This window comes from Paenibacillus sp. HGF5 (assembly GCF_000204455.1).
Lineage (GTDB): Bacteria > Bacillota > Bacilli > Paenibacillales > Paenibacillaceae > Paenibacillus_AQ > Paenibacillus_AQ lautus_A.
On record NZ_AEXS01000140.1, the window covers coordinates 38,310 to 57,702 of the forward strand.

Annotated in this window: 7 protein-coding genes; 4 read left to right on the forward strand and 3 right to left on the reverse strand. The window is 55.3% G+C overall.

Annotation, left to right across the window (positions count from 1 at the left end):
- Positions 1-65: 65 nt before the first annotated feature.
- Genes HMPREF9412_RS21755 through HMPREF9412_RS21770 form a run of 4 tightly spaced genes read left to right on the forward strand, consistent with a single transcriptional unit; the run spans position 66 to position 4,505 of the window.
- Positions 66-956 (forward strand): hypothetical protein, encoded by an 891-nt coding sequence (locus HMPREF9412_RS21755; RefSeq protein ID WP_009593934.1) that lies wholly within the window; start codon positions 66-68, stop codon positions 954-956.
- Positions 949-2,907: an ABC transporter ATP-binding protein gene (locus HMPREF9412_RS21760; RefSeq protein WP_009593916.1), complete on the forward strand. Its 1,959-nt coding sequence runs from the start codon at positions 949-951 to the stop codon at positions 2,905-2,907. The genes HMPREF9412_RS21755 and HMPREF9412_RS21760 overlap by 8 nt, the downstream gene beginning before the upstream one ends.
- A complete protein-coding gene (locus HMPREF9412_RS21765; protein ID WP_009593920.1) occupies positions 2,882-3,691 on the forward strand; it encodes an energy-coupling factor transporter transmembrane component T family protein in 810 nt (269 codons plus the stop codon). The genes HMPREF9412_RS21760 and HMPREF9412_RS21765 overlap by 26 nt, the downstream gene beginning before the upstream one ends.
- A 37-nt stretch (positions 3,692-3,728) precedes the next feature.
- Positions 3,729-4,505, forward strand: a complete 777-nt coding sequence (locus HMPREF9412_RS21770; protein ID WP_009593949.1) for a PHP domain-containing protein — start codon at positions 3,729-3,731, stop codon at positions 4,503-4,505.
- A 218-nt stretch (positions 4,506-4,723) separates the two neighbouring features.
- Here HMPREF9412_RS21770 and HMPREF9412_RS21775 read toward each other — a convergent pair whose 3' ends face one another.
- The 3 genes from HMPREF9412_RS21775 to HMPREF9412_RS21785 all read right to left on the reverse strand — a co-directional run bounded on the left by HMPREF9412_RS21775 (position 4,724) and on the right by HMPREF9412_RS21785 (position 19,314).
- Positions 4,724-12,316 (reverse strand): pullulanase, encoded by a 7,593-nt coding sequence (locus HMPREF9412_RS21775; protein ID WP_009593915.1) that lies wholly within the window; start codon positions 12,314-12,316, stop codon positions 4,724-4,726.
- Positions 12,317-12,747: 431 nt separating this feature from the next.
- On the reverse strand, positions 12,748-15,432 hold the full coding sequence (locus HMPREF9412_RS21780) for an alpha-L-rhamnosidase (protein WP_009593900.1): 2,685 nt from the start codon (positions 15,430-15,432) through the stop codon (positions 12,748-12,750).
- A gap of 48 nt (positions 15,433-15,480) precedes the next feature.
- Positions 15,481-19,314: a DUF5722 domain-containing protein gene (locus HMPREF9412_RS21785; RefSeq protein WP_009593945.1), complete on the reverse strand. Its 3,834-nt coding sequence runs from the start codon at positions 19,312-19,314 to the stop codon at positions 15,481-15,483.
- Positions 19,315-19,393 lie beyond the last annotated feature (79 nt).

A 19,393-nucleotide genomic window follows, 5' to 3' on the forward strand; every position in this document is an offset into this window, starting at 1 on the left:
CGTTCATTTTAATAATCGCCTCCTATACTGATAGCAAATCCCAATTCCAAGGAGGCTTCTCTCTAATGGCAAGCAATTCACGGGTCTATACCCTGACCTCTTCGCAGAAAATGATGATTTTCGTGCTGTCCATGTCGCTGTACGGCCTGTCCAACATGTTCACCGAGCTCATTCCCGCGTTTCGCCTGGGTCCGATCGAGCTTTCGGTCGAATATTTCGCGTTCATTCCCCTAACCCTCTGCATGCTGTTCCATCCTTTTTATGCTGCTGTAGGGGCTGCGCTCGGCGAAGTCATCTTCGGTGAACTGATGCTCGGGCAATTCGGCGGCCTCGGAGAGCTGGAGAAGTTTCTTACCTTCTCCTTCGCCATGTACGTCGCCGGCCGCTTGGTCAAAAATCCCCTCAGCCGCGCTCAGGTTGGCATCGCCGCCATGTCGGGCGTCATCATCCACCAGCTGTGCAGCTCTCTGGTGGATATCGGCAAGGTTTGGATCGGCGTCGAGGAATTCGAAGCCGTGCCGGGGCTTGCACAAAGCGTGGTCCTTGTCGAAGGCATCGGTTTCCTGAACGATGTGCTGTTCTCCGGCATTCTGTTCGCTCTTCTGCCTACATTATATCTGGTTCCAAGGTTGTATGGAAAAATCGAGCCGCTGCTCGGCATCAAACCCCGCCAGAAGCTTACCCAATACGAAGCCGCCGGCATCGTCTCGCCCAAGCTGGTCCTGGCCGGAATCGTTTTGGCGCTGATTGCCTTCGGGGCGGAATCCCTTTCGGAAACGGACTGGAACCTCGGGGAGTGGGACAGCGGATTTGCAGACCGGTTCGGCGTCGGCGCGATCTGGATCAGCATTGCTGCAGCCGCCATCGTTGCTATTGCGGTACTGACGTTCATGCGGGCCAGAAAAAACCGTGGCCTTCAAGAAGAGGAAATGCCGGAGAACCCGCCTTATGCCTAAGCCGTCCATTCAAGACAACCCGGCCATCCGAATCGCAGGCGTCACCTTTGCCTATCCCGGTTCGGAGCAGCCTGTGCTGAAGGAAGCTTCCCTGCATATTCGCCGCGGCAGCTTTACGGCCATCATCGGAGGAAACGGCTGCGGCAAATCCACGCTTTGCAAGCTGTTCAACGGATTGATTCCCCACTATTATTCAGGCGATTTCACGGGTACCGTCGAAATCTGCGGGGCTTCCGCCGAGAATCGGACGGTCTCCGAGCTATCGCGCATGGTGGGGTATGTCTATCAGGATTTTGATAACCAGCTAGTCCGCCCCACCGTCATGGATGAAGCCCATTTCGCTCCGCTCAATTACGGGCTCTCGGACTACCGGGCCATGGGCGCCAGGGCACTCGATATGTGCGGATTAACCCATCTGAAGGACCGCTATATTTGGGAGCTGAGCGGCGGGCAGAAGCATCTGCTCGCCTTGGCGGGAGCCCTCTCGCTGGAACCGGACATTCTCGTTGTGGATGAACCGGTATCCCAGCTCGATCCCCAGCACGCCAGGCAAGTATATGATGTGCTGCGCCAGTTAAATCAGGTCCATGGAAAGACCATTATCGTGATTGAGCATCATGCGGAGTTTATTGCGGACTACTGCGAGGAAGTATGCCTGATGGAGCAGGGGAAGGTACTGTGGCAGCGCCCGGTCATCGAAGCGCTGAACAGCCTTGAAGATCTGGAGCGGCTTGGCATCCAGCCGCCCCAGGTGACCAAAGCAGTGGTACAGCTGTCTGCGATTTTGCTGAATGGCGGTTTGGCTCCCGGCCGTCCGCAGGATGGACACTCGATAACGGTCGGCTCCGACTCTTATTCTATGGGGTTGTCCGGATATCAGCTGAAGCAGCCTTACCCTATTACGGCCGAAGAAGCAGAAGTCTATTTTGCAGAGCTTCTGCACAGCCACGCGGATAGCCCAGCGCTGCTTGATCATCCACCAACCGACGCTAGAGCAGACGATGCTTCCCCCGCTGACATCACCGTGAAAAACCCGGAATCCGACCAGCGCCGCATCCTGCAGGGCGATGAATCAGAACGGCAAGGGGAGCATGGTTCACTGGTGGAGTTCCACCATGCCGTACTTCGCTACCGAACGATTCACAAAACGGAGCACGAGGTTCTTCGAGGCATTGATCTTCGCCTGTATGAAGGCGAACGCATCGCACTTGTCGGCAACAACGGCGCGGGCAAATCGTCGCTTCTAAAGCTGATCGCCGGCATCGCCAAGCCTTCCGGCGGCTCCGTCACGATGATGGGCAGAAATACCAAGGATTTATCGCTGGAGCAAATATCCGCTGGCGTCGCTTACGTCTTCCAGAACCCCGAGGATATGTTCATTGAAGATAATGTGCATCAAGAGGTGGCCTACGGCTTGAAGAGCCGCCGTCACCCGGAAGCGGAGGATCGGGTTCAGCGCATGCTGACTCATTTCCGGCTTCAGCCTCTCCAGGAACGGGATGCCCGTCTCCTCAGCGGTGGTCAGCAGCGCCGCGTATCCCTGGCCATAGGGGCCGCTATGATGCCCCGGCTGATTCTGCTGGATGAGCCGACGGCCAATCTGGACATGTCTACTCGTGAAGAGCTTCTGGATACGCTGCAGGAGCTGGAGGACCATGTCCGTACCGTTGTCATCGCCACCCATGATATGCAGCTGGTTCACGAATGGGCGACCAGAGTGATCGTCTTGAATCAAGGCGTTGTGGCCGGCGACGGCACCGTCTCCGAGATTTTTGCCGATTCGGAGCTTATTTCCCGGGCCGGGCTCGCACCGACCCAGATGATGGATTTATCTATAAGGCTGGGCGTCGTGCCCCCGACCAGCTCACCGGACGAATTTGCCCGGTATATGTACGGCATTCTGAGCGGAAAGGAGATTCACCGTCATGCAGGTAGTCCGCAACTGGTTTAACAAGATTTCGATTGAACGGATTCAGCTCGAGTTGATGAATACCGCCTACGGGAGCGGTCATGCCGCCCTTTCCCGGCTCGATCCCCGATGCATGCTGATCTGGTACCTGTTCTTTGCCATAGCGCCCTGGTTTATTTCCAGCATGACCGTGCTGGCCGGATTGTTTCTCATGATGGTGGTCACCACCATTCTGTCCCGGGTTACGCCGTTTATTATCGTCGTACTATGCCTGGGCCTGATCGGCCAGGTCGGCTGGCTGTTTGTGGTATCCCTCTTTTTCGGCGGGGACGTCAGCTCGGCGCTTCCGCTGCTGAAACTCACCTTAAAGCTGTCGGTTGTATCGCTTGCAAGCATTACGGTGTTCTCCGGCATGGATCCCGAGAAAATCAGCGACGGCCTGCTTGCGCTCGGCATGCCTGCCGCCTTCTCGTTCAGCTTGTCGTACGGTTATCGGATACTCCCCGTATTGTTCGAAGAATTTCGCCATGTGCTGCTTTCTTACCGGCTTCGGGGAAAAGCGCCGGAACATCCCGGTTTTCTCTACTGGCGGCTCGCGGCCTATTACATGAAACTGCTGATGCTATCTTTTTTTCCTTTGATGCTGGCCACCGCCAAACGTTCCCGCACGACGGTAGAAGCGCTGGAGACCCGCGGTTTCTCCTACGGCATGAAGAATCCGGCTGCCAAGAAGCTGAAGCTGTCCCACCTGACCCTGTCGGCGCGGGATGTGGTGTTCCTGACCGGAACGGCAGCATATACCGCATTATTGTTCTGGTTCGGCTAACCTTAAAATTACTGACATCGACAAGGAGTGTTCGAATATGAAAATTGATCTCCATACCCACGCCAAATTGTCCAAAGCGTCCGATTTCTCTAAACATTATTATGAGGAGATGATCCGGGAGGCGCTGGACAACGGACTTGATGCACTCGCTTTGACCGAGCATTTTAACACGCGCCATTTTGACGAGGTGTACCGGCAGCTTGACAGCATGTTCCCCTATAACGGCGAATACTACGATGCAGGCGGATTAAAGATCTTTCCTGGGATGGAAGTGGACATCCGGGAAACCGGCCACATTCTGCTGATCGGCCGGAAGGAGTTCATTCTGGAAACCCGCCGTCGCCTGGACGGGTATACGGAGAAGGGCGCCTTCATCCCTTTCGATGATCTGATGGACATGGCCGAAGCCTTCCCGCTGCTCAAGATCGGAGCCCATCCGTTCCGGGAGAGCACGCCGCTCCACCATCTCACGCGCAGCCAGTTGAGCCGCCTGGACGCCTTTGATCTCAATGCCAAGGATATGTACCAATACGGCAGCAAAGCCAATCAAGATCAGGTTCAACGTTTCGCCGCCGATCTCGGCAAACCTGTTACGGCGGGTAGCGATACGCATCAATGCCTCCAATTCGGAAGCGTCTATAACGAGCTGCATATGCCTTGCGAATCCGCTGCCGAGCTCAAGGATGCCATTATGCAAGGCGCTTACCAGCTTCATGTCTCGGACAGCCTGCCGATTAAGGTCAAAGCATCCGTCATGCTGAAAAAGCTCATGAAGGAGATCATCCGGCTCCAGTCCCCCTCAGCCGTCATCTAGCTAGTGAAACGTGAACTACGCCAAAGCTCAATAGCCCCCCCCCCCGCTATGTATCATTTACATTCATGTACGAAAAAGAAGCCTGGTCATGTATCCATGTCCAGGCTCCTTGCGTTTCCGAAAGATTGTTACATTGCGACTCGATCCCATGTCATTCCCGTCCGAACCGGCTCTCTAACCCCATTCCAGCGTTGCACGAATCGGCGGGATGGGCGGAATTACTGCAGTCGATCCAACAGATTCAGCATGGCTTGCGCGCTTTCCGCACGGGTGGTCTTGGCTTGAGGCGTAAACATGCCATTGGCATGCCCCTTCATCAAGCCAAGGGCCAAGGCTTCATTCACCTCTTGGAGTGCCCATGAAGAAATTTGCTGCTGATCTTTCAGGTTAGGTGCTTCCTCTAAAGAGGAAGCGTCTCCCTTGGTCTGGTAAGCACGATAAAGCATCACAGCCAGCTCCTCGCGGGTGATGGCCGCGTTCGGTGCGAACGTGTCCTTGCCTCTGCCGTTCACCAGCCCGTGCTGGGAAGCCGCCGCAACCGCCGAAGCATACCATGTTTCGCCGTCCACATCCGTGAAGGTCGTGCCTTGCGTGCTTTCCAGGCCCAGGGCACGAACGAGCATCGCGGCGAACTGCGCGCGCGTCAGCGGCTGATGCGGACTGAATTTCGTATCGCCGGTGCCATTCACAATATGCTGGGCTGCCAGCTCTTTTACCGCTTGCTCCGCCCAATGGCCGGCAAGGTCGGCAAACGATTTGTCGTATTCCAGCACGGCATAGTAGCTCAATTGACTGACTTCAGCCGTCAGCTGCCCATTTACCGGCTTGCCGCCGGCATATTTCAATGGTCCCAATTCCGAAATGCCGTAGATGCCGGCCAGCTCGCCGTGAATGGCGCTGTCGACAGGAAAAGCAATCGTTACAGGCGCTATGAAATGCTCCAGCTTATATGCCTTGCCGTCTTTCGTACGGACGTTAAGATCTAATTCGTACATCTTGCTGCCCTGCTTCAGTTTAGCCTTCCCGGCAGCAGCTGCTTTGGCTACGAGAGAGGCAGCTGTCTGCGTTCCAACCTCCTTCAGCTTAAACGAAATGACCGCATCCCTAGCCTGCTCGGCCGGTACGAGCTGGCGCAGCGCTTTGAGCAGCGCGGACGGAAGCTGTACCATCACGCCGTCCTGCTTCAGCTCCAGCGGCTTCGCCCCCAGAATATCCCCTGCCGTCAGCGGCAGGAGAACTTCGATATCCTCGGCACCGAGCTGAATCGTCACTTTCTCTTGCCCGCCGCGCAGCGATTCTTCGTTAACGATCCGCTGACCCTGATTTGGCTTCGTTCCCGGATCGGTAGACGGATTGCCGCCTGCTCCTCCGCTTCCGTTTCCACTGCCGGAGTTGCTGCCGTTGCTGCCGTTGCCGCCGCCTTCAGTTGGCACTGCAGCCAGAATGACGGTACCGCCATCCGACATGGCAGGGAGCGTTAGCGTCACTTTCTGATCGGCCGTTACGTTATACACGCTGCCGCCGTACAAGTCCTTCGCCTTGCTGCCCGCATTAAACGGCACAGGCAGGACGACTTCTTTCGGTTCGTTCTTCACGTGAATCGCGGTAACGATATGCTCTCCGTTAAACTGCTTGTCGAATGCGAGATAACCATCCGCATTCGAAGCCGCGATGGATGTGCGCGTTCCTTTTGAAAATACTTTCGAGTTTGCCGCTCGAATGTTCAAGAGCTTCTGGTAATGCGTGAGCAGCTTCTTCTCGCCCTCCAGCTGGTCCCATGGCATATCGCCGCGGTTCTCGCTAAATTCGCCTTTGCCCATATCCCCGGCATTCTTGCCGGAGCGCCCAAGCTCTTCGCCATAATAGATGACCGGCTGGCCTTTGGATGTAATTTGCAGCGCTGCAGCCGCCATCAGCTTTGCCTTGTCGCCATCCACGTAGTGGGACAGGAAGCCATCCTCGTCATGACTGCTTAGGAATTGCCCCATCATTCGGGTGTTATCCAGCTTCGATTCGCGGTCAGCCAGGTAGGCCTCAACCGATTCCACGCTGCCGTTCACGAATTCCTTGGCCTTTCCTTTGAAGCCGAAGTCCAGCAAGCTGTCCATCTGGCCGCTCTGAAGCGTTCCGCCGTCGCTGTCTACCGTAGCTCCGAAATATTCGCCAATCATTTTGAAGCTCGGATCGAGGTGGGTCAGCGCATTTTTGAACGCCTTCCATGTCGTTTCATCCACGTGCTTCACCGTATCCACGCGGAAGTAGTCGATCGTGTCTCCGCGGTCGGTTTTGGCACGCTCCAGCCAGCTTGCCTGCCAATCGATGATCTGCTGGCGAACAGCCGGATTCTCCGTTATGAAATCAGGAAGCCCCGCTAATTCGCCTTTGATCGGGTCCGTATCGGCCGACAGACCGTCTGTACGGAGCATATCTTTAAACCGGTCCTTATCTTCCTGCGTGATACCGGGCGCTCTGTCTCCCGGCTTCAGGCCATATCCCGTATGGTTGACCACGACGTCCACCATAATTTTGATGCCCCGGTCATGCGCCTTATCGATCAGCTCCTTAAAGGTATCCAGATCGCCCAGATGCTCATCGATCTTCGTAAAATCTTTGGCCCAATAGCCGTGATACGCATATTGCTTGCCGCCGAAGCCTGCACCCTGATTGAAATCGATGTTATCCACAATCGGCGTGATCCACAGCGTATTTACGCCCAGATCCTCGATGTAATCGAGTTTATCGATCAATCCTCTGAAATCCCCGCCATGGTAGGCTTCCGGGTGATCCTTGTCAACATTCGCATTGTTGGAAGCATCCCCATCCATGAAACGGTCGGTCAGCACAAAATAAATGCGCGCCTCGTCCCAATCGAAATCGAGTTTGCCGCCTGTGATTCTTGGCTTCACCGTTATCGCGGCTTCGCCGGTATGCCTATTGCCGTATTGGTCGACTAGCGTGATTCCTACTTTCTTGCTGCCGGCCGTGACCGTATCCTTTACGGCAATGCTGTGCTCCAGCAGCTCTGTATCAACCTTCGCTTGGGCCGGACCTCCCAGCTCCGTCAGGTCGACGAACGCTTCCTTGTAAGCAACGGGCTCCGAAGAGGTTACATTCAATTTTAGCACCGCATTTTCATCATAAGAGATGGAACCAGGGGTTACCTTCGCCCCGATGGTCACGGTCGGATCGCGGTAAACCACCTGCGACTTTCCGTTCACCGTGTTTTTCGGATCGGTGACTTCCTTCGTGGTTCCGTTATGATTGACGATGAACGTGTATTCGTACGTTCCGGGAGCAACGCCCTTAAGCGTATAACTGAACCATTCCTTGTCAGGAACGTAGACCATCGTTTCCAGCTTCCCGTTAATCTTCACTTTCACGTCAGAGATGCTATCCATCCGGCCGTCCCTGAACAATTGATCGTCCCGATAATGGAACGTAATGTTACCGTCTTCAAGCGTCGGCCCCGTAATGCTCGGCAAAATCTCCAGCTCATGCACCATGCTGGTCACATTCACTTTCGTGAAGGCCTCTCCTGGCTGAAGCGGAATGATCCGGTCATCCGGGATATCCTGCTTGGCCGTATCCCAATTCGTTCCTTTGCGCAGAACGAAACCGACGCCTGTTGTTTCGGGTGCCACCTCAATCTGTACGGTAGCCGCGCCATTCTCTATCTTTTCAAACTTAATCTCACCGTTCGTTACCCCCGTATTCCAAACCCACAAATTCCAATCCGCATAATCCTGATCCGGCCGAATGTAGTTAAGCTGCACATACCGTTTATTGTCCACTACATCGGCTGTAACGGTTACGGTAATCTCTTTCTGGAACCCCCGATAGGAAACGGTTATGACCGCCGTTCCTTCCGCGACTCCCTTCACCACGCCTGCGGCCGTTACCGAAGCCACCTGCGGGTTGCTGGATGCATAGGTTGCTTGTTTCGTTACGGCTCGCTTGCTGCCGTCCTCGTATTCAGCGTATACCGCGGTTTGATGCGTCTTACCGGTCTGCAGAGAGTAACTATCTTGATCTGCCGATATCGCGCGGAGTACGGCTGCCGCGGCGTCCGTCTTGATCACAACGGCCGTCAGAGGCTCAAGCGTGATCGAGCCGGAGGTTAACGTGAAGCCGGACTTCGCTTTGACGCCTGTCGTGCCGGCTTCATCGTTGTCGACCACCACCGTGCCGGAGCTCAGATCTTCGCTTAGCGTAAGCGTTCTCGACTGATTATCCGCATTAACGAACACATAATAATGGCCGGTTCCGTCCGTCGCTTTATTCTTATAAGCAATGACCAGATCCTGCGCCTTTACTTCGGGAATCTGCAGCAGCGTTACGTTCGAATTCACCATCGACTGATCGCCGAGGCGGAAAGCGTCGGACGATTTTCTTAACTCGATCAGTCCGGTCGTATATTCCCGCGTCTTGTTATTCTCCGGATATTTGGCTTCATCCGTCGCTTTCTCCCAATCGAACATGTTGATGGCATCAGAGGAGTCGTAGGAATCATGGATGAAATAACCGAAGCGGTTTCCTGCCTCGTCCTCTAATTCATGGTATTTCTGCTCGGGAACCCCTGGACCCAGCCATTGCTTGGTCCGCCCGTACTCCTGTCCTGCATGGAGGAACGCCGTTCCTTGCGAGGTCAAGGTGAGCAGGTTGCCCAGGCGAATGCGCTTATGGATCTCCAGATCATTCGCTGCAAACGACGGGTCCTTTTTGATGGACTGCGCAATAATGTCATACAGCGGCAGATTGTCATGGGCTTCAATGTATTGAACCATGTCACCCGGATCGTCTTCCTTCGTATTGCCTGGCTGCGCCTTGATATTGTTGAAAATGGTTTGGATGTCGCGCGCGCCGCCTGTAATGAATCGAGGCTCGCCTTCATTGCCGAAGCCGGATTTCAGTTCGTTGCGGAACTCATCGGAGAAAACGCCGACGTCGTCCGTTTTATCCATCCAATTCTGGTCCGCACCCTTGCCTGCCAGGGAGGGATCCGACAGATGGCCGCCGAACGTGACCCAGCCCTCGCCGATAAACAGCGCTTTCGGGTTGATGGCTGCAGCGGCATCATAAGCGTTCTGCACGGCTTCATAGGTGGCGTCGCCCATCATGTCCCAGCGCATGCCGTCGATTTTGTATTCGTCGAACCAGTATTTCACGGAGTCCACCATCAGCTTCTCGGCCATCTTGTGGTTGGTCGCCAGATTGTTGCCGAAGCCGCCGATGAAATTACCGTTGGCATCCTGGAATGCATAATAGTTCGGCACGATATCATTCAAGAAATCTGCCTTGGCCATATGGGTGTAGACCACGTCCAATACGACGCCCATGTCCGCCTCGTGAATGGCGTTGATCATCGCCTTCAATTCTTTGATGCGAAGCTCGGGATCCGTTGGATCCTCGGAGTAAGCACCGTCAGGGGAGAAATAGCTGTGCGGGTCATATCCCCAGTTGTACTCGTTGTCTTTGGCCGAATAATCCAGCTCCCTGTTCTTCATGGCCGCTTCGTCGCCGTAATACCAAGCCATCACAGGCAGCAGCTGAACATGGGTGACGCCCAGGGACTTGATGTATTCGAGCTTCTCTTTGAACGCGTCGTAGGATCCCCAAGTCGCGTTATGCAGGTCGTTCTCAATCGTCGGATCCGACGTGAAATCCCGGACGTGAATTTCCCAGATGATGGCGTCTTCCCGCTGCTCGTAGCCCGGAATGTCCGCAAAATCCAAGCCGGCGGGATCCGTTTGACTCAAATCGACGATCGCGGCTTTGCCGACGGTATCGCCGTCCGGTCCAACTTCGCCCTTGGTGTTCACTCTGAATTGCGCCATGGATTTGGCATAAGGATCCAGGACGGTTTTCGTCACGCCGTTATTGGTCACTTCGTATTGATAAAAATATCCTCTAAAATCTTGGATGCCGAGGTCTCCCGGCTTCAACCGAACCGACCATACCCCTTTATCACCCTTTTGGAGAGCGGCATTGCCGATAAACTGCGTGGCATCATCCTTGCTGTACACCTTTGCGGTGACTTCGGTCGCCGTCGGTGCCCACAGCTTTAGCTCGGCTCCTCCAGCCTGATAAGTCGCCCCGAGGTCATCGCCGTCGTAAGCGTACATCTCATCCAGCATTCTCCAGCCGGTGGAGGCGGATACGGTTTTTCCGGCGTAGGTTACGCTTAGCGGTAATTGATCCAGCTGAAATGATGCCGATACTTCGATGGTCGTGTTTCCGGTAATCTTCACGTTTTGAATGGCAGCCGGATGGCCGTCCTTATTCTTAATCAGCAGCTCATTCTTCAGCGTATCCGCTTCCAAACCATCGGTCATGGTAAATCCGAGCTGGAGCTTTCCTGGAGCCAATACTTCAGCCGAGACCAACCCGGTAGGCACTTCCCCATACGGGGATGTGTAGACGGTGTTGTCGCCTTCTTGAATGAATAGATGCTGGTATCGATCCACCAGAGAGAAGCCTTTGTCGCCCCCGTCTTTGCCGGCGTCTCCTTTGGCCGGATCCAGCACGAGGAAATTAATCTTCTGGGCTCCCGGCTTCATTGGAATGTCCACATAAGCGCCATATCGGTCGGTTTGGCCTGAAGGGAACATCGTAGCCCCCGTCGGCCAGTCTTTCGAAGGCGCAGCGACATCGTCTCCCCATAACCATAAACCGTACGGATCATAGTTCTGATCCTGCCGTTGATAGTGGATACGCACGGTATCCGCCGGCAGGTCAACAGGCTCAAAGCTGTATACCGTATCGGAGCCTTCCTTGAGCCATACTTCGTTCATGTCCGGCGAGGCTAGGGTGAATTTCTTGTCGCCGCCGTCTTTATTGCCGCTGATGCGATCGACAACGACGATGCCGACTTTTTGCGCGCCGTCCTTGAGCGGAATGTCGACGAAGGCCCCGTAGGCGTCCTGCTGCCCGCCAGGGAATGGCGTTGCGCCTGCCGGCCAATTGGCGGACGGAGATGCGACGTCATCGAATATCCACAGTCCGATGCTGCCGTAATTCGCGTCAGCCCGGTTGTAATGGACGCGCAGATGGTTAGCCGGCACCGGCGTTCCCGGATCGGCGGGTACCGTGAAATGAGCGGCAACGCCGTGATTGGCCGCGTCGTAGCTGAACGTAACCTTCACGTCCTGCGGCAGCTGAAGCGCCTCCCGATTAGCGGGGTGAACCGGACTTGCCGCATCGCTGCCCAAAGCGATTTGGTACTCATGATCCCCTTCGTACACGTCGGCCGTCACCGTGTATACATGATCATAATCGGAATCCTGCATGATTAATCTCGCATCCGCAGGCGACCAGTCGGCCGCTTCGCCGATGCCCGATTGGAAGCTGCCGATCACTCGGGGAAGCTTATCCGCCTCGATCGGAGCGTAGTATGTAGAATCCGCGATCCGGTGAGTCCCATGGTTGTAATAAAAGGTAACCTGGGAATCTTGAGCGAGCGTTATGAGGATGTTGCCATCCTTGTTTGCTCCGCTCGGATTGGAATAATGGGCGGAGCCGTAATTCTCGTCCCACTTGCCGTCGATCGCGATCTTGTATTCGTACGATCCCGCGGGCAAGCTGCCGGTGAACCTGTATTCTCCGTTCCCCATATCGTTCATGGTTGTCGCGGCGGCAGTCGGATCCCAATCCCCGCTATGGCCTAATTCGGATTGCAGAGTCCCCACCAGCGTAACCTGGCTTGGCGCGCTATTGGCATCGGCCGTGGATGGCGGAATGCCGAGCATGGAGAAAATCAGCGAAACAATCATGATGATGGACCACGTTCGTTTGCTTGAAACCGTCATTCTCATGAAACAAATAGCCTCCTTCTGTTCTTGGATTAGGTACAGCTGGTACGATGTTGATGCCAATCACTGCGCAAACGCTTGCATAAACAGGTTTGAGCTTCCATCAAGTAAAGTACGACAATTACTGACAAGAGTTAGAGAATATGTTCGAAATATAGAATGAAACAAAAATAGATGAAAGCGATTACAATGGAAACGTTTGCATCATTTATTGTAGTATTGAGGCTCCTTCTCGTCAACCACATTTTGACCTGTTTTCATCATGAATTTTGCGACTCAAGCGGATTTTCTCCAGCAGCATCTAGCTCTAACAAATAAAGGGAATCCGTCGTCCAGATGACGGATTCCCCTACTAAGGATTTCAAGTATGATCATTCCTGTAAATTGGGCCTTGAATTGCTAAAGCTGGTCGGCCGCAAGCACAACGCTGCCTACTAATAGCGAACCGTTAACTCATAACGTCCGGACAGCAGCTCAAGTTCAAGCATGCTATGGTCCAGTCCGCAGCGGACGATGCCGTCCGGCATGCAGCTTGAAGCTGCTCCTCCCCATATCTCAACACCATCGATCAGGAGACCGGTTATGGGGCGGGAGCTCGGTGATGCCAATGCAGCGGTGGCGCTCATCGTGCAGGGCAGCTCAAGCCGCATCCGAATGCCGGCTTCGCTGACCCGCTCCCAGCGCACGGCGATCTTGCCTCTTACGGTGGAAACGGAAGCCTCGGCAAAGTCCAGATCCGGCGCGAAAAAGGGGCGAATTCGTGCCGTCGCGAATCCGGGAGCTCCGCTCTGAATCCCGCAGACATACTCCTGCAGCAAGCGGGCGGGATAACCGTTCCATGCATGGCAATGGGACTCGATATCATCCCAGCCTTCCCACATGGTCTCGGCTCCTTGTGCAATCATGCAGCCCCACCCCGGGTAATCCGGTTTACTCAGCAAATGGTAGGCCTGATCCTGCAATCCCTCCTCGAACAAAAGACGGAGCAGCGGGAGCGACAAGACCGTCTTGCTCTCCCACGGTTTGCCTGCCACGGCCTTCAATGCAGCCTCCCGGTCTTTTTGCGGCAGGAGCCCCGCATATAATGCCAACGCATTAACGCCTTGGTGGGTGGCAGTCGATCCCGAGCTGTCATGCAGCAGCTTGCCGGAGCCATCGTACAGCTCATTCAGGACGCTGACTTGCAGCTTCTGGGCATGGGCAGCATACGCTGCACTGTCATCTGCCCGGTTCAGCAAGGCAGCGGCTTCGGACAGAATGCGCAACGCCTGCCATGCCTTGATCTGCTGCACGGTCAGATGTTCGCCTTCATGCTCAACCGTCGGGTAGGGCCAATCGCTAATATGCCATCCGCGGCCGACCGGAATCAGGCCTGTTGCCGGCGATATCAACGATAGATAACCCTCGATCATGGCCCGGAGCGGTTCATAATATCGCGAGAGCAGCTCCGTATCTCCGCTAAACTGGTAAAGCTTCCACAGCAAGGTCGCATAATGCAGGTCCCATTCCGGGATTTGTATGAAAAAGTCTGGATGCTCGTAGTTCGATGGGAACACAAAAGGGAAGGAGCCGTCTTCCAATTGGCCGTCCGCAAAGTCCTGCAGCGTCTTATCCAATACCGGATAGGCATCGAAGTTATAGAGCAGCGTCTCGGCTTGGAGATCGGTATCCGCGAGATACTGCGCCTGTTCCCGATGCGGGCAATCGACCACCTGGCCCAGCACATTGTTGCGCTGCGTCTGCAGGCAAACGTCGTACAGCTTGTTTAAGAAGTCAGACGAACACCGAAAACGCCCCGTCCGTGCCATGGCCGTACCCGCTGAGCAAATTCGCAGCTGGCCTTCCTCAATCGGTTGCGGATAGCCGGTAACCTCCACATAACGAAAGGCTTTAAAGCTGAAATCCGGCTGCCAATATTCGATCCCTCCGCGTCCATGCATCGTATACAGGTCGTAATAATGATGCGAGGTCTCGTTGCACACTTGATGAACGACCCGCCCGTCGCCATCGAGCGTTTCGGCGTACCGCAGCCGTACCGTGACGCCTGCCATACCGGGCAAGGCCAACTGCGGCCAGCCCGATATGATTTTGCCAGCGTCGAATACCTGAATGAGCCCCTCTTCCCCGTTTACGAACGACGGCGCCGCTGCCACGGATGGAATGATCGACTCCAGCTCTTCCGCCTCGGGGAGCTGCTGCCAATGGAGTGACCATTGCTGTGCGGATGGATGAGCAAGAACAACCGAACTGCAGTGTTCCTCTCCAACATCGGGCTGCAGCCAGTTCGGTTCCAGAAGAGCCGCGTCATAGTCCTCTATGGCCGATAAACGGCGGTTCTGCTGATAAGGAGAGCCGATGCGATGCGGAATCTGCCTTAAGGCCTGCCATGTCAGATCCGATACAACCAGCTGCTCCGTCCCGTCCTCATGCTCCACGTGCAGCTGGAGCAGCATTCCAGGGACGCCGTTCACATAGTTCTGGCCGCTTCCGCCCAAATAATGAGCGGCAACGCCGATGCAGTTGGAACCGGTCGACAAGAGGGAGGCCACATCATACGCCAAATAATATTTGCGGTGAGGTACCCCCGTCGGTGCGGGTGAACCATAGCCTCCAACCCGTTGTCCGTTAACGAACAATTGGAATACATGGTGGGCGGATACGAATATTTTGGCCCGCGCAACGGCCCCCCGGAGATCAAAGGATTTGCGGAAATAGGCAAAATCATTAAGCTTCATCTCCTCGGACCGCCATATCCATTCAGCACTCCAACCGCCGGGAAACAAGCCCGTATCCCAATATGCCGGTACGCTTTCGCTTTCCTTACCCTGACGGTCCCAGACCGTAACCCGCCACCAGTAACGCGTATTGCTCTGCGGCGGCGGACCATCATACAGGAGGCTTAGGCTTTGGCCACTCCGCCTGCCGCTGTCCCACACTAAATCTTCGTCCCTGTTAGAGAGACCCTCCGCGGAAAGGGACACCCACACCCTCACCCTGTAAGCCGTGCACGCCTCTCCGCGCCGATCGCTCTCCAGCAGCCAGGAAAAACGGGGAGAAGACACATCCAGCCCCAATGGATTCTCCAGACCATGCACAAGCGGTTTTTGTATCGTAAGCACGTTGCTTCTCCCCTTCCAGACTGTCTATCGGGCGTTAGAATCCATCCATCATGGATTCGATTGATCATGCGGCACGTTCACCTGGGCCACGGCCGCGGTTTCATTGCCGGCTTGATCCGTGACCGTATAAGTGATCGTGTAGATCCTGCCGGAGCCTGCACCCGATCTTGACGCGCGCAAGCTGAACGAGGTATCCGTCGTGCCCAGCTCCGCACCCTGAATATCCTCCGCTTGCAGCTCCTCATTACTTGTAATGGAGGACAGCACGACGGAACCGATATCCGAGCCCGAATCGCTGGCGTCGACGGAAGCCGTGACCTGGACCAGCCTCTGGTTAGGCGGCCACAACTTGACCGGGTCCGCCGTTACGGCCGCCACGGGCGCAGTCTGATCGATCTTCAAGGTCAACGACTTGATGGAACCCGGTTCCCCGGCTGGACTCATCGTCCGATAGTCCAGCTCATGAATCCCGTCCGTATCCATGATCATTTCGGAACCGTACGTCTGCCATTCTCCGTCATTCACGCGAAACTGAATGTCGTAGCCGTCCGGCAAGCCATTCGCTGCGCCAAGCTTCACGGTTACCGGGCTTCGGTACCAGCCGTCGTTGCCATCAGGCTGCTCCGGCGTCAAAGCGGCGGTAAGCTCTGCCGCCTCCATGCCGTCGGCCAAACCGATGCCGTCCACATGGAAATATCCTCCTTGCCAATGCACCCGGCTTGCCGGCACAAGCCCGATTTTAATTTTGGTGATCCGGTCCTTATAGGCCCAATCCCCTAAGTCAACCGCCAGATTGCTCCACTGCTTCGGCGGAACATTCCCCTCTGCTTCCAGCACATGCTGATCGCTGTACACCTTTACCCGAACGGTATAGGATTCGGACGCAGGTCCGTTCGAAGGATTGATGCCAAAGAACAGGTAGGGTTTGCCCTCGGCATTCAGCGGCTCGTCGAACCGCTTGGCGATGCCTTTGCTATCGCCAAGCTGCTCTCTGGTCATCACCGTAGCCTTGAGCGTTTGACTGCCGGTCCAGGTGTGGGAAGCATCGGTTTTGACGCCGGATACATACTCCGCATGGGTCCAGCCCTCATCGCCGTTCTCAAAATCAAACAGCATTTCCGCGCCCTCCAGCTGCTCCGGAGGAAGGACAGCCGCGGGCGCCGTATCCGGTATCTCCCGCCGAGCAAGCATGCCGGCATCGAAGGATGGCGCGATATCCTGCCAGTCGGCGATGCCAATGATCGACTTCGCGAATTCCGTCACCTCCAGCGAACGTTCCGTGTCGATATACTTAAAGACATCGTACACCAGCTTGTGCTCCGCAGGGATGCTGGCGCCCCTGCTCGTATCCGGATCATGCGTCCACAATCCGAGATTCAAGCCGTACTCTTCGGCATGGTCCACATGCCGGTGCAGAATGAAGGAGTCGATGCCGTCCAGGAAGTCCGTAATGTAATACGCATACGCATAGGCTGCCGCCTGCAGCTGCTGGCCTTCCGGCGAATTGTCGCCGCTGTGGAAGCCCTGCTCCGACAGGATAATCCGGCGCGCCTCATCGCCGTACATGAACTTCGGCTGCTTCATGTAATCAACGAGGACGTGCAGGTTTTTAAACGTGATTTTCGGCGTATCGAACTGCTCGAGGGACTGCGGCGCAACCCAAGCTCTCGGATCGAACAGATTTTCCGGATAAGGATGATAAGCGATATGCCATGGAATATCTCCCTCTGCGTCGATCTCCGCCTGAAGCGTATCGATGATCGATCGGCCGTCGAACGAGCCGATCTGCGTGGACGGCAGCTGCTGATCCCAGTTATGCGTCAGCGAAATATACACTCTGGCGTTGCTGTAAAAGCTTTTTACGACGGTATTCGTTATTCTCACGGTCCGGGCATAGTCCTGAACGAATTCCCTGACCGTTTTATCGTTGCCCATATTGTACCAGGTCTCCCCGGCGTCCACCTCATTGCCAACGATGTAATTGACCGCTCTGCCGTATTTCTCGTCCTCGCGCGAGTATCGCTCCGCCAGGAAGGCGGTGATGGCTTTATAATACTTCGTCCCTAGCTCATCCGTCGTGTTAAATGCATAGACGATGCCTTCCGTGGCATCCGGATGGAGCAAATACCGGTTAGGCGTGGTATCGTCCATTCCCCCCTTATACATGAGGAGGATCAGGGATACCGTCACTCCGTTATCGGACAAACTCTTAATGGAATTATCCCGCTCCTCGATCCAATCCTTCTTGAAGTAGAAGGTCTCCCCTTCGTAGGAATATTCGAACGTATTGGCCGGATTGACGGCCCCGTTCATGTACAGGGCGTTATTGTAATCCACGTTCAGCGCGGCATGGCTGATGCCGAGGTCCTCCGCATCGCCGACCATCTGCACCTGCAGCCCCTTCTTGCTCTTCGCCACTGGAAACGGATACGTATTCGGAGCAAGTATCTCGGGATTGCTTACGTATTTGGCGCGATCCACGAGCTCCAGCGATCCGTCCGGAAGCCTGGCCGCGACCGCGAATTTGGACTGCAGCCGGTTACGTCCCTCTTCTCCTGCCAGGTCCAGCTCAAACATAAATTGTCCTTGAATCCCCTGTTCGGCAATCGGCTCTCGATTCGCCAGATCCCTTTCGGATTCATAGGGCTGCAGCTCAAATAATTGGAGCTCTCCGCCTTCATAAAGCTCCGCTTCCCCGGGCTTTAATGCGCCCTCGATCACGATCCGATCCCGGGAGGCCGCGATCTCATGCCTCGTAAGCTCCCCGGGGAAAACCTCGATCGGTGCCAGCTGTTTGAACCGGATCTGATCGATGCCGACTTCTCCCGTGCTTGCCCCTCCGTCGCTCAAGAACGTCAACCGGAACTGCTTTAGACTGCCGCTCCACTCCGGATGCAGCGACAGATTAAATTCCTGTTCAACGGACTGGCTGTTATTCGCTTCGATGTCGAACACCTCCGACTTCGTGTCGTCCCAATCGGGGCTTTCCTCCGTAATCCATTCGACCTTCACTTTGTTGAAGGGCGACTCGTTCCTCCATTTGACGCTCAATGTATTGTAATGATCGATATCCTGGATGATCACCGGAGATTGCAATACGGGAGCGGCACCCGCCAGTGTCAATCGGAGCTCACCGCCGGCTGCGTCTACCTCGGCGCCTTGGGCGGTAAACCCTTCCGTTTCCCCGTCCGCGTTAAAATCCATGCCGATGGCGTTCGATCCGCTGAGATAATCGATCTGGTAATTGCCGCCCCAGAATTCGTATCCCGGATCGCCCGGCTTCAGTCCGCCGTGATCGAAGTTGAGCATGAACGCGAATTCGATCTTGGTGACGTGGTCCCGCAGGGCCCAGTCCTTAACGGACACCGCCACTTTGCTCCAGCTGTTCGGATTGATTTGGGCAATGCTCTCATAGGAATCTTCGCCGCTGAACAGGGTAACCTTGATCAGATAGTCCTCCGTCTGCCACCCGTAGCAATTGGCCGCAAACGTCAGATAGTTCACGCCCGACAAGTCGAGCGGCTGATCGAAATCCCTGGATACCGTTCTCCATTCATAAGCCTTGACTTCATCCGACCATACCTCGAGCACATGGCTCCCCTCATATGGAGAATTCGGACCGTTGGCATAACGGTCGGCGTAGGTGACTTTCTCCGCCCCCGCTCCGCTGGTCCATTTTCCCGGCTGGTTTACCGCATCGGGCTCGTTAAAATCGTCAATGACAATCGAAGGCGTGTAACCCGTCACGTTCAGCACATGGGGAGATGCCTTTAAATCCGGATCATACGTGCCCGCAAACACGATCCCGGCGGGATACGCTTGCAGGGTGAGCGCCAGCAGGACGGAATACAGCAGCAGCCTTTTAAACCCCTTCAACTTCATTACGCTTGTTCCTCCTCAAAATGGATTCTGTTGATACGATTACCGCAGTTCGACGCCATTCACCCCCTTTCCAAACCCC

Excerpts from the sequence above, each read along its gene's own strand:
- HMPREF9412_RS21755 (WP_009593934.1), top strand. The coding sequence starts at position 66 with ATGGCAAGCAATTCACGGGTCTATACCCTGACCTCTTCGCAGAAAATG.
- HMPREF9412_RS21760 (WP_009593916.1), top strand. The coding sequence starts at position 949 with ATGCCTAAGCCGTCCATTCAAGACAACCCGGCCATCCGAATCGCAGGC.
- HMPREF9412_RS21765 (WP_009593920.1), top strand. The coding sequence starts at position 2,882 with ATGCAGGTAGTCCGCAACTGGTTTAACAAGATTTCGATTGAACGGATT.
- HMPREF9412_RS21770 (WP_009593949.1), top strand. The coding sequence starts at position 3,729 with ATGAAAATTGATCTCCATACCCACGCCAAATTGTCCAAAGCGTCCGAT.
- HMPREF9412_RS21775 (WP_009593915.1), bottom strand. The coding sequence starts at position 12,316 with ATGAGAATGACGGTTTCAAGCAAACGAACGTGGTCCATCATCATGATT.
- HMPREF9412_RS21785 (WP_009593945.1), bottom strand. The coding sequence starts at position 19,314 with ATGAAGTTGAAGGGGTTTAAAAGGCTGCTGCTGTATTCCGTCCTGCTG.